This is a genomic window from Frondihabitans sp. PhB161 (assembly GCF_003814635.1).
Taxonomy (GTDB): domain Bacteria; phylum Actinomycetota; class Actinomycetes; order Actinomycetales; family Microbacteriaceae; genus Frondihabitans.
The window spans coordinates 444,301-456,629 of record NZ_RKQW01000003.1; the positions used below are offsets into that span (position 1 = coordinate 444,301).

The window sequence follows — 12,329 nt, forward strand, 5'->3', positions numbered from 1 at the left end:
CGCCAGTAGGGTGCTCTCTATGGAGTGGTGGGGATATGCGACCAGTGGGCTTGGGGCAGCCCTCGGGCTTTTTGGGGCAATTCGCGGATGGCGTGCGGATCGTAGAACGCAGGCCCTCAGCCAGCCTTGGACCCTCGATCATTTTCAAAATGACGCCTGGCTGCTCACGAGTCGGCTCCCCACGGATGCCCATGGCGTGCGAGTAGCCCTCGAAGGGCATATGAGCATCGTGGAGACCGACGGCGACCTCAACCGGGTCGTCCCTTCCGGCTTCGTCAAATTCATTATCTTCAAGCCGGGCACGAGCGGTGGGACCGGAATGCAGGTGACCTGGCGACAGGGCGTCTTCCGTTGCGAGAGAACTGCTCGCATAGCCATGCAGCCGAAACCCGCGGCCTCGAAATGACTGACTGGCTGTCCGCGTCCGGCGCGGCCGAGTACGCAGGCTGCCACGTCGAGACGGTGCGCGACGCACTGCGCGCTCAGGAGCTCAGGGGCGTGCAACGAGTCAAGGCCGGCACCTGGCGCACCACCGCCGAGTGGGTCGACACCTGGCTCGGCCTTGACTCCCCCGGCGCCTAGGCGACGGCGGTCCAGTAGAACGCCGCGCCCCGGTTCTGGATGAGCGGAATGTCCTTCACGTCGCTGCGGTAGCAGACGACGATGAAGCTGTCTGAGTTGCGCTCGGCGATCACCTCGTGCTGCGCCTCGGGGTACTGGCCATTCGCGGCGGTCGTGACGGTAATGCCCTTGGGCACGACGCCGAGACCGTGGCCCACTCGGATCCGGCCCGAGTTGCTGGTCTGCTCGTTTACGAAACCGCCGTCCAGCCGCATCCGCTTCTGGAGCGCGGTCACGTCCTGCATCACGTCGGCGATGTCGTCGCCTCGCTGGTTGTCGTTCTGGTAGCCGAGCTTGCGGTCCTGAGTGGATGCGTAGACGGCGAGGCCGGCTGCCGCTGCTTTGTCTCCGATTGCCAAGGTACTTGTCCTATCCGTTGGCCCAGCTCGAACCGGCTGGGAGGCTGTCCCACGAGAGTCCTGCGGCCTCGTAGGCCCAAGAAGCTGTGGGTATTTGAATGAGTCCGCGAGTGAAGACGCTCATGTCGTCCGCGCCGATCGACCACTGCACGGCCGACACGTAGCCGACCTGCGGGAGGTCGTTCGACGGTGGTGTGATGTCGCCCGTGGGCACAAGGTCGTCACTCGGGAAGAGATCGTCACTCGGGTAGAGCGGCGTACCTACGGGCCCGTCGATGGCGGACTGGCTGGGCAGAGTGGTCGAGATTTGCTGCGAGGGGGTGACGGACCAGTCCTGGCGGGCAGTCAGGTCGAGGGCGTGCCCGCGACCGTTGTTGCGGGTGACTGCATACTTCGCCGCGCCTGGCCCCGGGTACGGGCGGTTGACGCTGAACTTGAAGGGCGACGTGGCACCAGGCAGGGCGAAGGAGTCGAAGGCGGTTCGGGGGCTGCCCTTCCGGTCCAGCCACGAGTACTCGACTACGGCCGCGTCGATAAAGAGCGGGGATCCGTCGATGGCAGTTGCCGATCGGTCGATCGAGTCGTTCGCTCCGTAGATGTTGAAGTCGCTGGCCATAGTGACGAGTCCGGGCGGGTTAAAGTCGTTGTCCACGAGCTGCCAGACCCGCTTCTCGTCGCAGAAGAGGCGAAGGCCCGCCTGGTCGAGGATCGGCTCGAGGAACTCCCAAGCCGACTCCCCCGGGTTCCATACGAGCGAGTCAGTCGAGCGCTCGTATGCCGCGGCCCGGTTCGATGTTGAGCCGCCTGACGTACCGTTCCAGCCGTAGGCGTAGGTGTCGGTGGCGGTCGTGCTGCCGTCGAAATACTCGGGCAAGTAGTCACCCTCGACCAGCATTGCCCCATCGATGTCGAGCACGTTCCCGGAGGCCCAGTTGGTGCCGTTCGGGGCCCAGGTGTCGACGTAGACCGTTGCGGCACCTGCGGGGGCTACGGCGCCGCTGATGGTGAGCCGGTTCCAGGCGAACACGACATTGACGTTGGGCGCGCTGAACGTGTTTGACGAGATGACGGAGCCTGACGAGCTAATCCAGGCAATGCGGATCCGGGTCGGCTGGCCGCCCGATTTGTTCGTGCGAACGTAGACGCCGGCTGAATAGGCGAGGCCAGCGGTAACGCCGGTCTTGGTGATGCGAATGCCGCCCGCCGTGGTCGCGTCGGTGCCGTAGACAAGCCGGGCGTAGCCATTGCCCGCACCGGGCGCTCCCCCGTCCGTCTTCTGCGTCAAGGATCCGTTGGTACCGATGGTGCCGAAGGTCGTTGTGTTCGCGAGGTTATTCAGGAACGACGGGTTTTCGATCTGGTTCGTGACGCTGTAGATCGGGGTGAAGTCGGCGTCGGTCGTGCCGGCTGCCAGGGTGCGCCCGGAGGCGTGCTTGACCATGTAGGCGACGATCGAGCGCACGGATCCCGCTCGAGCGTAGTTGCTCGTGTCTGCAGCGTTTGCGATGAGCCGATCGTCTTGGAGCGTCACATCGTCCGAGGCGATCTTGAGCGTCACTGTGTCGTCGACGTGGCTGACCTGCGAGGAGCGCACCAAGCCATTGAACGTGCGGACCGTGCCCGGTAAGCCGATGTTGGTCTCGGTGGCCGTGAGGGTCACCCGGGGGCTGTTCGTCGGGTTCATCTGGTTGTAGATGGCGGCGCTGGGGCGGGAGACGGTGAGCTCAATGCCCATGTAGGGCTGGGCCCCCTCGTCCAGGCGCACGCTGCCATCGACGATTGAGAGCGGGTACGTGGCGGGGTCGGCGTAGTGGTCCGGGATCTGGTCGACCCAAGCGTTTTCCACCACGGAGACGTCATCGAAGTAGCCCAGGATCCCGGTCTGCGGTGAGTCCAGAGTGAAGCCCATGGAAACGATGGCCTGCGTCTTCGCTGGCACGAACCGTTCCGTCACCAGGCGCATCATCGTGCCGGGCGTGCTGGTCTTCTTGACCGCGACGCCGCCCGAATTCGAGTAGCCGTACGCGCTCATGAAGACCGTGCCGGCGAAGTTGGGGCGGATCCAGACGCCCACGCTGTAGGTAAGACCGGGCGTGAGGTCGTAGATGAATCGCGAGATGTTGTATTGCCGGGTGGTCGAGGTTGAGGCGACGCGGGTGCCTAGGTCGTAGGCCATGGCGCCGCGGCCGGCGTGTGCTGCAGCGCCGTAGCCGAACGCCGTCACCTTCGCGCCGGGCAGGTCGGTGGCGGTGAGGGTCCAAGCGTCGGGTGTGTCGACCGGCGATGCTGTGTCCGCGAACGACTCGAAGTCCTGGCTGTAGACGGTCCTGGCGGGCATCTGCACATCGTGGGCGGGCACGTCGATGCTCCGCACGGTCGAGACGAGCTGGGCGCTGTAGTCGTGGGTACTGATGGTCATGAAGCGACCTCCTGGAAGTCGACCGAGAGGAGCCACGCATCGCGAGTCTCGTCCTCGAGCGCGCGGCCGACAGCGCCACTCACGACGTAGGTCATGGCGACCGACGCTCGGTCGGGATCTGTGAGCTCGAAGAGTCCTGCCGCGGCGTGCAGATCTTCGGCAGTGGCCGAGAGCGACTCGGCGTCCCCGGAGGCAAAGAGCATGGTCAGCGTCCCGCGACGGAGGGAGGCGGGCCGGAGAGTGATGTCGGGGTAGGCGCGCCCGATGACAGAGTGAAAAAGCGTCTGCGAGTCGCGCGTGGATTCGAAGCCTGTTACGAGGTCGGGGGCGATGGCAGTTGCTTCGTCAATCGAGGCAGTCAGTGGCGTGATGGTGGTCATTTGACGCGGACTCCTGAACCGACCGTGGTCGGGATGAGCGAGACAGGGAGGCGGGGCGGGTTTCGTTCGAGGGCGCGGAGATGGGCGGCGAGCTCGGAATTATCGGCCACGAGCTTGACCTTCTGCGTCGCCACGTTTGCGTCGAAGTCCGACTGCAGCTTGGTGTTGAAAGAGGACGATGCGGCGGCGCCTAGGGTGTCCCAAGTGGCCGCGAGCTGGTCTTTCTGCTTCTCGGGTGCCTTGATGAATGCGGCGATAAGCGGGGCCGCGTCGGGGCCGAGGTTCTCGAGGTATTGGATGGCCTTGTCGTGGCCGGCCTTTGCAAGGTCGCCTTGCGCGGTGGCCATGTTCTTCTGGTAGTCGAGGACCGCGCGAGCGTTCTCCTCCATCGCCTTTTGGTAGGCCGTCAGGTTGAACTTGCCGTCTTTGACGTACTTCTCTACGTCCGACCCGGCGGAGGTGAGAGCACCCTGCACGGAGTCGGCGTAGGCCTGCGAGGCCTCGCCTGCGGTCGCGAGGTCGTCGGCGCCGGACGAGTAGTAGTCCTTCGCCGCGGTGGCCGCGTCCTTCTGGGTCTTCTGCACCTCGAGGAGCTTGCCGATGGTCTTGCCCAGCTCGCCCTGCCGTTTGTTCTCGGCCTTGGTGTAGGTGCCGCCGTTCTCGGCAATCTGCTTGGAAAGGCGGCCGAGCTCTTCGCGGGCCTCCTTCAAGGCGGACTTGGTGGCCTTCGCGGAGCCGGCGTTCGCGAGTTGATAGTCCTTCACGTCGACGCCGGCCGCCTTCGCCTCTCGACGGAGGGAAGTCAGGTTGTCTTTGCCATCCTCGGTCTCGGTCGCGAGGGCCCGCATGGCGTCGGCAATGTAGTTGACCGACACCTCTCCGACCTTGCCGGTCTCGATGAATTCGCCAGCAAGGTCAGAGGCGGCTTGCTTGAGCTCGGCGGCGCGCTCTTTGTCCTTCTCCAGGGCCGACGAGATGAGGCCCATGCCGGACGCGACGGCAACACCCGCGAGCACACCAGCCGGACCGAAGCCGGCGAACATCTCGGCGGCGAGACCCTGAAAGCCATCTGCGATCGAGGAGGCCGATCCGTCGAAGCTGGCCGCAACCTCGATGGCGTTCGACCGACCCGACTCGCCAATCTCGTCCAGCCCCTCGGAGGACTCGCGAGCGGCGTGCGTGGTGTTCTCGGAGACAGCACGCGAGCTGCGCGACGAGCCGTCCTCGATCTCTCGGTTCAGCTTCTGGTAGTCGCCGCGCAGATCCTCGGTGGAGCGCTGCTGGTCCCGCATCGAGCGTTCGAGGTCATCGCCCGCTTTGTCCCCGGCCTTGGCCATGTCCTCGAGAACGTCGGCAACGCCGTCGAGCGGCTCGATGACCCCGCTCTTGATGCCGCGCGAGAAGTCGCGGGTGTCGGATGCAACGCCGATGGTGAAGCCCTTGGGCATGATCTATTTCCCTTCGATGACTTCGTGAAGCGTTCGGACGACGGTTTGCGCCCAGAGGGACGCGATGCGGGGAATTACTTCGGCTGCGGCCGGGTAGACCACGTAGCCCTTTCGGTTGCGCGGACGGAACTGGCGTTTGGTGTGACGCTTCTTCGACGTGAGTGTCTGACGGGAGCTCTCGCGATCGGCGCCGAACTCGACCGCGTGTGCGATCTCGTAGGGCTTGGTGCCACCCGCCAGGGACTTGCCGATGGTCGCGGACTTCAAGGTCACGTTGCCCCGGCTAACGGAGACGCGCGCGGTGTCTGACAGCACGCGCGTCTCCATGCGGTTGGTGACGCTGGCCCGGACCGCCTCTTTCCAGACCGGCTCCGCCATTGCGCGCGTCGCCTTGTTGATCTGAGTGGCGATTTCCCGGTCCACGGTCTTGAGGCGCAGGACAACCGCTTGCAGCTCTTTCGAGCCGTGCAGGCTGATCCTGAGCCCCGCCACGGCTAAGCCTGGGTGGTCGTCTTGCGGGGGCGACCGCGCACACCGAGCGACACGGTGCCAACCCCTGTCGAGTCGATAGCGCCACCGATGGAGCCGGGCGTGATGATGATCTGAGCGTCGAAGCCGACGCCGCCGACCTCGGGCTCGAAGTGGACGGCGACCGTCTCGCCCTCGTGGTCGAGTAGGTAGTTCGAGAGGCTGGCCGGGGTATCCCAGTCCTGGGCGTAGGACAGGTTGCAGACCCATGTGGCCGAACCGATCGACGAGAAGACGCTCGAAGGAGTAAGGCCCTTCCAGGTGACCGTGGACGCCGTGGGCACGAACTCGACCGACGAGACGTGAGCCTCGTAGTTGTCGGTGCCGACTTTGAGGTCAACGTCTTTGAGCAGGAACGGTGATACGGCGATGGTGGTCATGGTCGGGCTCCTTTGGCGTCGGTCTTGACGCGCGTAACGGGGATGGAAATGTCGATGTCGTAGGCGAGGTAGGCGTTATCGGCGTTCACCTGGGTTGCCCGGCTCCACTTGAAGTCACGCGTGTCGTCAATAGCCGCGAGAAGGAGCACGAGAGCGTCATCCAACGAGCCTTCTCGGCTGCTCGGATTGTCGGACGGATCCACGATGGTCATCGTGTAGGTCACGAGGCGCTTGCTGTTCGGGGCCTCGGGCATCTTCTCGATGCTCTGAAGCGTGAGGCGCACGGTCGTGCGCGGTAGTTGCTCGAATGCAGCCGTGTAGTCGTACCAATCCCACTTAGCCGGGACGAGCGGCTTGAGTGAGTCGATAACGAACTTGCGGAGGTCAACGTCAGCCGACAACGGGGACACCTCTCTTGGGTCGAACGAGGTTCTTGGCGGCGCCGGAAAGGCTCGGCCACACGGTGACGGAAACGGCGAAGTCTCCCTGGCCCTGCTGGCTCTCGGCGCTCGCCGTGACGGCATTCCAGATGTTTCGGGCCTGCATGAGTTGGGCCCGCTTGAGCGAGAGGCTGTAGGCCTCTGTCTGCGCGAAGGTTGCCGGCGCGTAGTCGAGCACCTGCTGGAGAGAGACCTTTAGGAGCTCGTAGAGGTCTGCGTCCTCGATGCCGTTCGAGCCCTTCCAGCCGATCCGCGCCGTCTCGAGAGTGTGTTCCCAGGTGACCGGGTACTCCGTCTCGACGACAATCGGATGCGGCGCGAGCCGGAGGCGAGCTCCGGGGCCCGTGAGCGTGACCAGAACGTCGAGCACGCCGGGGTCGTTGGCGATCGCGGTCTCAGGCCAACGAACGCGCACCTCATCGTCGAGCAACTCGCATTGGAAGAAGTCGCCGCCGACGACTCCCCCGCTGTAGCGATTCCGCAGGACTGCGGTAGCCGTTGTGAAGGAGGTGAGGTCGAGCGGGTCACCCTCGCTGTCGACCGGCTCCAGGACGATGTCTTCCGTGGGGATGTCTCCGACGCGGTAGCTGGTCATGACCTCACCTCCTTCTTCTGATCGGTCTCGGGTTACGCTGCGGCGTTGCCGAACAGCTGGAAGCCGTCGGCGTACTCGATGAGGCTCTGGCTGTAGCCGTGGACGGCCTTGTCGATGCCGCCTCGAGCGATGTCGATGGCGTCCACCGTGAGGGGCGAGGCACCGGGCAGCTCGTTCAGGTGGGCGGCGTCGTGCGCTCCGACGAGCACCTCACCGGCACCCAGGACACCGAACTTGTCGCGGAGCACCTGCACGCCGTCGGCGGTGCCGTCCTGGCGGTTGGCCGAGAACGTGATGTACTCGGGCACCTTGTCCTTGGGCGTGAAGCGGAGCTCCTTGAACACGTCCGGAGCGACGATAACGAACGAGGGCTCGACATCGGTGTCGTCGAGCGAGTCGACTGCCGTGATGAGCTTGGTGATGCTGTCGTTGTACTCGACGTGCTGGCCCGAGGCGACCGGGACGGCGGTGCCGGCTGCGGCGTAGAACTTCTGCAGTGCCCACTTGTCGGTGACCTTGGCGTAGTCGGAGAAGAAGCGCTTGAGGAACGCATCGATGACCTCGTTGTTGCCGGGGATGTCGAAGAACTCGCGAGCGATGTCGACGGCAACGGCCCAGCGCTGGAACTCGCTGGACACGAGCGAGGTGGTGCCCGTTCCGGTCGGCACGCTGGCCTTGTTGCCGGAATAGGGTTGCACGAGCGGCTCGGCCGCATCGAGGACGAAGCCCTTCTCGTCCATGTTGGTGAGGTTGCCGTTTTTCACGAGTGACCAGAACTTGCGCTCGTAGGTCTTCTCGGTCCAGATCTCGCCCAGCCACGCGGGCTGAACGACCCCGGCACCCGGCAGCGCGCCGGCACCCGAGGTCTTGATGTCTGCCAGAGCGGCGAGGAGCGTGTCGTCACCCTTGCGAGCAGCTCTGAGGGCTTCGAAGACGCTGGTTGCTTTGGTGGGGACTACCGACGCCTGAAGCGTGGCGGGAGCGGTTGCAGTGGCCACGGGCGTGGTCTCCTTCGGTGTGGTGGGGGGCTTGGTGCTGGTCGTGTAGGGGGTGACGGTGGCGTTCCCGGCCTGGTCGGCGGTGGTCACGTCGATGCGGAGCGGGAGCACATCGGTGGCGATGGCCACAGAGCCGTCGTGCTGCGTCTTGACGTCGGTGGGCTTGACCTCAGGGTCGACCTCGGCCGGAGGGAGCTCTTCGGTGTCGGGCGCGAGGGCGGCGAGCAGGGTCGCGGACGGGAACGCGCCCTCCTTGACGAACGCGGCGCCGTGGATGTGGCCGCCGATGGCCCGGCCGTTCTTGATCTGAATGGCGGCCTCGACCGAGAGGTTGCGACGCGCGTTCGGGTCGCCGGCCTTAGCTGCGAGGAGCTCGTCGCCTTCGGCACCCTTGGCGACTCGCCAGGATCCGTAGACGCCGTGCTCGGTCTCGGTGAGCGTCAAGGTCGATGCGACGGGCTTCGAGTGGTCGTGGTCGAGGTTGGCGTTGAGGACGCTGTAGTCCTCGGGGAGCTTGAGTACCCCACGGTCGATGGTGAGGCGGCCAAGGTTGGTCTGGCCCTGCTCACCGAAGGGCAGGAGGAGGCCGGAGACGACTCGCTCTTCCCGGTTGGCGGTCAGTGTGCCCGCGTAGATCTCGATGTTGGTCATGAGGTTTAGTCCTCCATAGGGGCGCCGGTGGGCGCGGGGTCGAGGGTGTATTGCTCGTACTTGTCGAAGCGCACGCGGGTGCCGCGGGGCACCACGTCGTCCTGGCTGAGCCGCGCTTCAATCGGGCCGGTCCACTGCGGGAGCGCGAACTCGTAGAAGAGGTTTCGGTTGCCCTCGGTCGTCGTGTAGGTGAGCGAGGCCTGCGTGAGGGAGCCGTCGATCATGGTCGCGGGGATTCCAAGGTACGAAGAGACATCGGCCTTGGTCGCGTTCCGACCGGTCGTCATGAGCTCGGGATCGGACTGGCCGAAGACCTTCATGTCGATGCCCTGAGGCAGGAAGCCGACTGCGCCGTTCTCGTTATTGCGAGCGCTCGACCACTGCTTGACGTACTCGTCTACCTCGTCCTGCGTGAGGTTCGAGTCGTCGGTGACCTGAAGGAGGATGAGCGGGATCGGGTTGCGAGCCTGGCGGTGCCACGCGCGCTCTACGTCCTGCGCGCCTCGGAGGTTCTTGGCGCCGACATTGAGGAGGCCCGGAAAGATTGGGTCGAAGACGATGCACTCGGTGTCCTCGAGAGGTTCCTTGCGCCCGCTGAGGTAGATCTGACCGTCTTTGGCGGACCAGAGGTCACGGGGGCAGTACTCGGCTTCGAGGATCCTGCCGTCTGCGCCGCGGGTGGTGAGCCAGACGGCGTTGCCAAAGAAGATGAGGTCGTCCACGGTGAAACAGAGCCGGTCGTAGGGACTCACGGCACCGTTGGTCCGGTAGAGCCACGACGGCTGATCTTTCACCAGGCCGAGCTCGTCGAGGGCGCGGAGTGGGAAGCGGGCGACTGAGCTAGTCAGGAGGCCTTGAGCGCGGACGACGGCGGGAACCTGCATCGCGGCTGACCGGCTCAGCGGAAGGTCCACGCCGTCCACCCCGAACACTTCAGCGACGACGATCGAGCCGAGCTGTGAGGAATCCGCGTAGGGCGACAGGATGTTGACCGGAGACGAGAGTGCCGTCATGCGGCGCTTGCTCAATCCGAGCCGGTCAAGGAATCCCATACATGTAGCTTACGGCTGATTCCCAGCTAACCATCAGCCGAAGCTCGGCTTGAGCTTCGGGCGCGGCTTGGCCTCGTCGTAGTAGTAGAGCGCGAGGGCTGCGGCCTCAAGTGGCGTGATGTCCGCGCTGGGATCCTTGCGCGGTCGCCCGAAGCCCCATTTGTTCGACGTGGCCGTTCCCCGCTTGACCGCGACTCGCACGGCCTCGTCGAAGGCGGGCTGCGAATAATGCCGCATGTTCATCGCGTCGAGCTCCTTGACGAACAGGCTGGCGGCGGTCGAGACCGGACCCCAGAGCTGCGGAGCCATGCGCGGGCGCGGGCGCTCTCGGGCGAGAATGTCAGCCTCAACCGTGGTCGCGCTCGCCTGCCCGTCGTGCACAATCGCGACCCTGTGCTCCCGGGCGACGGCCAGCGCCCGCGCCACGAGACCCGCGGGGCGCGTCGAGTGCCAAAGGAGGCCGACGTGCGCCACACCGTCCACGCGCCATGCAGCGGCGAGGGACGCCCCGAGCCCGTCCGGGTGCACCGACATCGCGAGGCCGAACGTGTCGGGCACGCTGGGAAGAGCGCCGTCGTCGCCCGCCAGCGTCCAAAGCTGCGAGTTTATGAGGCCCGTGGCCGCGCCGGAGTTGCCGAAGATGGACAGGTACTCAGCCGCGAACTGCGCCGGCGTGATCTTCTCGTAGTTCGCCTGCATCTTCTCGAGCGTCGTCAGCGTGCCGATGCCGGGGTGTGCCGCGAGCACGAGCGGGACAACCAGATCCCAGTCCTCCAGGTCGTCCATGTTTGTCGAGTCGGGCGCGGCGTACTCGATGATGGCCGTGCTGGCCTTGCCGTCGCGACCGTCCTTGAGGGTGTCCCAGAGGAGGTTGCCGTCGCGGAACGGTGCGGCCGTCCCAGCCACGATGATCTGCGCATCTTCGCGCGTGTCAGTCGTCGGCAAGATCGCGCCGAGGAGGTCTTCGGTCATAGCGGCGGTGGCCTCGCCGGCCTCGTCCAGGATCACGAGGTCAAAGCTGTCGCCGCGGTAGGACTCTCCCATCGGAGGCAGCACCTGGAAGATGGAGCCGTTGTCGAACTCGATGCGCTCCGAGCCGCCGGCCTTGCGGATCTTGAACGGGCGCGAGTCGGGGTCCGGGTAGACCTTCTCGAGTACGGGCACGATGTCCTTGCGGAAGCGGTCGCGAGCCTTGCCGCCCGACGTGCACGCCGTGTAAGCGACGGCGTAATCCATTCGCTCAGCGCAACGGCCCAGCGCGAGCGCAAACAGCGAAGTCGTCTTGGCGGATCGACGGGGCAAAAGCACGCCGACGAACTGCTGGCCCACTGCGCACACGTCCGCAAGACGGAGTTGCTGCGGCTTGAGCTCTCGCGCGCGACCGACCAACCCCATGAGGCGAGCGCCAGAAATGAACTCCTCTCGCTTCGCCAGATCGGAACTGAGTTCCGACTGATTGAGAGGGGATATGCCCGAGTCTCGAACATCTTCCCAAGGACCGGATACATATGCCTTGGAGTCCATGGACGGGGACTCGGACGACTTCTCAAAACCTGACATATCAGCAGCCATCAGCCGCCCACTTCCTATGAGCGAGGCGGTCGGCCTCGGAGTAGTAACCGTTGGCGATCATGCAAGGGTGCTCGTCGTTCCAGGTCATCCAGGCCCACGGGTCGGTGGGGAAAGGCTGCCCCGGCCTGCACTCGCCACAGTGGACGCACTGCACCCACCACTCGGTAGCGGTGCGTCGGAAGTCCACCTGCTTCTTATGCATGAGTCACCACGGGAGCCACCGGGTATCGTCCGCCTTGGCCTTGGCTTGCTTGGCCGCGCCCATCTTGCCGCCCGCCGATCGGTTGCACGCCCTGTGGCTGGGCCCCAGGTTCTCGGGTGCGTCCATCATTGGTCGTGTCCACCCTTCGGCCTTGGCCTTGCTCACGCTGACTCGGTGCCCTACGTCGAACACCTGCCCGGTCGTAATGGGCCGGCCGCAGTCCACGCACACGGCGACGCCAGCCCGGATCTGCGCGGCGTACCTGGGGCGCATGACTGAGATGAGCTTCTGCCACTCGGCCCCGCGATGATGATCTGACACCCACTAATTGTCCCAGCGATTACCAGCTAACTCACAGGCTGTCGTCAGTGGAATGAGCGCCGCACCCGGAGGGATGGGCCTGGTGCGGCGCTCCTGCTTCAGGCTTGGTCTTAGTTGGAAGGTGCCGAGTTGTAGACGGCTGCCTCGATATTGGACTGGTTTCCGGCGATCTCTTTCAAGACCTTCGTTTGCTTCTCAAGCTCGCGAACGACGTTGCGAAGCTCGTTGATTATCATTTGGTCTGACACGGTGCCTCCCGGCGGTTAGGTGTGCTGAACCCTAGCCGGAGCCTCCGACACCGCTGCCGTTTCTGAGGGGGAGTGAACGAGATTATTCACTCCCCTCCATTCGCTCCCGCCCCAG

At 65.0% G+C, this 12,329-nt stretch carries 14 protein-coding genes; 2 read left to right on the forward strand and 12 right to left on the reverse strand.

Going from position 1 to position 12,329, the window contains the following annotated elements; genetic code table 11:
* The first annotated feature begins 19 nt into the window (after nucleotides 1-19).
* Both EDF39_RS14030 and EDF39_RS14035 read left to right on the forward strand, forming a co-directional pair.
* The gene (locus EDF39_RS14030) at nucleotides 20-406 is read left to right on the forward strand and encodes a hypothetical protein (RefSeq protein WP_123943996.1); all 387 of its coding nucleotides are present in this window, start codon (nucleotides 20-22) and stop codon (nucleotides 404-406) included.
* Nucleotides 403-582 (forward strand): hypothetical protein, encoded by a 180-nt coding sequence (locus EDF39_RS14035; RefSeq protein ID WP_123943999.1) that lies wholly within the window; start codon nucleotides 403-405, stop codon nucleotides 580-582. The genes EDF39_RS14030 and EDF39_RS14035 overlap by 4 nt, the downstream gene beginning before the upstream one ends.
* On the opposite strand, the gene EDF39_RS14040 is transcribed toward EDF39_RS14035, so the two are convergent.
* From EDF39_RS14040 to EDF39_RS17800, 12 genes are all read right to left on the reverse strand, one after another.
* Nucleotides 579-980, reverse strand: coding sequence for a hypothetical protein (locus EDF39_RS14040; protein WP_123944001.1), 402 nt, complete (start codon nucleotides 978-980; stop codon nucleotides 579-581). The two genes, EDF39_RS14035 and EDF39_RS14040, sit on opposite strands and share 4 nt — an antisense overlap.
* A gap of 10 nt (nucleotides 981-990) precedes the next feature.
* Entirely contained in the window at nucleotides 991-3,399 is a 2,409-nt protein-coding gene (locus EDF39_RS14045; RefSeq protein WP_123944003.1) for a hypothetical protein, read from the reverse strand.
* The gene (locus EDF39_RS14050) at nucleotides 3,396-3,779 is read right to left on the reverse strand and encodes a hypothetical protein (RefSeq protein ID WP_123944005.1); all 384 of its coding nucleotides are present in this window, start codon (nucleotides 3,777-3,779) and stop codon (nucleotides 3,396-3,398) included. The genes EDF39_RS14045 and EDF39_RS14050 overlap by 4 nt, the downstream gene beginning before the upstream one ends.
* Nucleotides 3,776-5,227: a hypothetical protein gene (locus tag EDF39_RS14055; RefSeq protein WP_123944007.1), complete on the reverse strand. Its 1,452-nt coding sequence runs from the start codon at nucleotides 5,225-5,227 to the stop codon at nucleotides 3,776-3,778. Before EDF39_RS14055 ends, EDF39_RS14050 begins: the two co-directional genes overlap by 4 nt.
* A 3-nt stretch (nucleotides 5,228-5,230) precedes the next feature.
* Nucleotides 5,231-5,719 (reverse strand): hypothetical protein, encoded by a 489-nt coding sequence (locus tag EDF39_RS14060; RefSeq protein WP_123944009.1) that lies wholly within the window; start codon nucleotides 5,717-5,719, stop codon nucleotides 5,231-5,233.
* A 2-nt stretch (nucleotides 5,720-5,721) separates the two neighbouring features.
* Nucleotides 5,722-6,135 carry a hypothetical protein gene (locus EDF39_RS14065; RefSeq protein ID WP_123944011.1) on the reverse strand — a complete coding sequence of 138 codons (414 nt, stop codon included), beginning with the start codon at nucleotides 6,133-6,135 and terminating at the stop codon, nucleotides 5,722-5,724.
* A complete protein-coding gene (locus EDF39_RS14070; protein WP_123944014.1) occupies nucleotides 6,132-6,536 on the reverse strand; it encodes a hypothetical protein in 405 nt (134 codons plus the stop codon). Before EDF39_RS14070 ends, EDF39_RS14065 begins: the two co-directional genes overlap by 4 nt.
* Nucleotides 6,526-7,170 carry a hypothetical protein gene (locus EDF39_RS14075; protein WP_123944016.1) on the reverse strand — a complete coding sequence of 215 codons (645 nt, stop codon included), beginning with the start codon at nucleotides 7,168-7,170 and terminating at the stop codon, nucleotides 6,526-6,528. The genes EDF39_RS14070 and EDF39_RS14075 overlap by 11 nt, the downstream gene beginning before the upstream one ends.
* Before the next feature lie 32 nt (nucleotides 7,171-7,202).
* Nucleotides 7,203-8,819 (reverse strand): hypothetical protein, encoded by a 1,617-nt coding sequence (locus tag EDF39_RS17840; RefSeq protein WP_123944018.1) that lies wholly within the window; start codon nucleotides 8,817-8,819, stop codon nucleotides 7,203-7,205.
* A 5-nt stretch (nucleotides 8,820-8,824) separates the two neighbouring features.
* Nucleotides 8,825-9,871, reverse strand: coding sequence for a phage portal protein (locus EDF39_RS14085; RefSeq protein WP_123944020.1), 1,047 nt, complete (start codon nucleotides 9,869-9,871; stop codon nucleotides 8,825-8,827).
* Between the two features lie 33 nt (nucleotides 9,872-9,904).
* On the reverse strand, nucleotides 9,905-11,107 hold the full coding sequence (locus EDF39_RS14090) for a hypothetical protein (RefSeq protein ID WP_123944022.1): 1,203 nt from the start codon (nucleotides 11,105-11,107) through the stop codon (nucleotides 9,905-9,907).
* A gap of 969 nt (nucleotides 11,108-12,076) precedes the next feature.
* Nucleotides 12,077-12,202, reverse strand: coding sequence for a hypothetical protein (locus EDF39_RS17800; RefSeq protein ID WP_255410129.1), 126 nt, complete (start codon nucleotides 12,200-12,202; stop codon nucleotides 12,077-12,079).
* Nucleotides 12,203-12,329: the final 127 nt, after the last annotated feature.

What these genes read in the sequence shown, in the direction of transcription:
- EDF39_RS14030 (WP_123943996.1), top strand. Translation starts at nt 20, where the DNA reads ATGGAGTGGTGGGGATATGCGACCAGTGGGCTTGGGGCAGCCCTCGGG.
- EDF39_RS17800 (WP_255410129.1), bottom strand. Translation starts at nt 12,202, where the DNA reads ATGATAATCAACGAGCTTCGCAACGTCGTTCGCGAGCTTGAGAAGCAA.
- EDF39_RS14085 (WP_123944020.1), bottom strand. Translation starts at nt 9,871, where the DNA reads ATGGGATTCCTTGACCGGCTCGGATTGAGCAAGCGCCGCATGACGGCA.
- EDF39_RS14045 (WP_123944003.1), bottom strand. Translation starts at nt 3,399, where the DNA reads ATGACCATCAGTACCCACGACTACAGCGCCCAGCTCGTCTCGACCGTG.
- EDF39_RS17840 (WP_123944018.1), bottom strand. Translation starts at nt 8,819, where the DNA reads ATGACCAACATCGAGATCTACGCGGGCACACTGACCGCCAACCGGGAA.
- EDF39_RS14090 (WP_123944022.1), bottom strand. Translation starts at nt 11,107, where the DNA reads ATGGATTACGCCGTCGCTTACACGGCGTGCACGTCGGGCGGCAAGGCT.
- EDF39_RS14055 (WP_123944007.1), bottom strand. Translation starts at nt 5,227, where the DNA reads ATGCCCAAGGGCTTCACCATCGGCGTTGCATCCGACACCCGCGACTTC.
- EDF39_RS14065 (WP_123944011.1), bottom strand. Translation starts at nt 6,135, where the DNA reads ATGACCACCATCGCCGTATCACCGTTCCTGCTCAAAGACGTTGACCTC.
- EDF39_RS14075 (WP_123944016.1), bottom strand. Translation starts at nt 7,170, where the DNA reads ATGACCAGCTACCGCGTCGGAGACATCCCCACGGAAGACATCGTCCTG.
- EDF39_RS14050 (WP_123944005.1), bottom strand. Translation starts at nt 3,779, where the DNA reads ATGACCACCATCACGCCACTGACTGCCTCGATTGACGAAGCAACTGCC.
- EDF39_RS14035 (WP_123943999.1), top strand. Translation starts at nt 403, where the DNA reads ATGACTGACTGGCTGTCCGCGTCCGGCGCGGCCGAGTACGCAGGCTGC.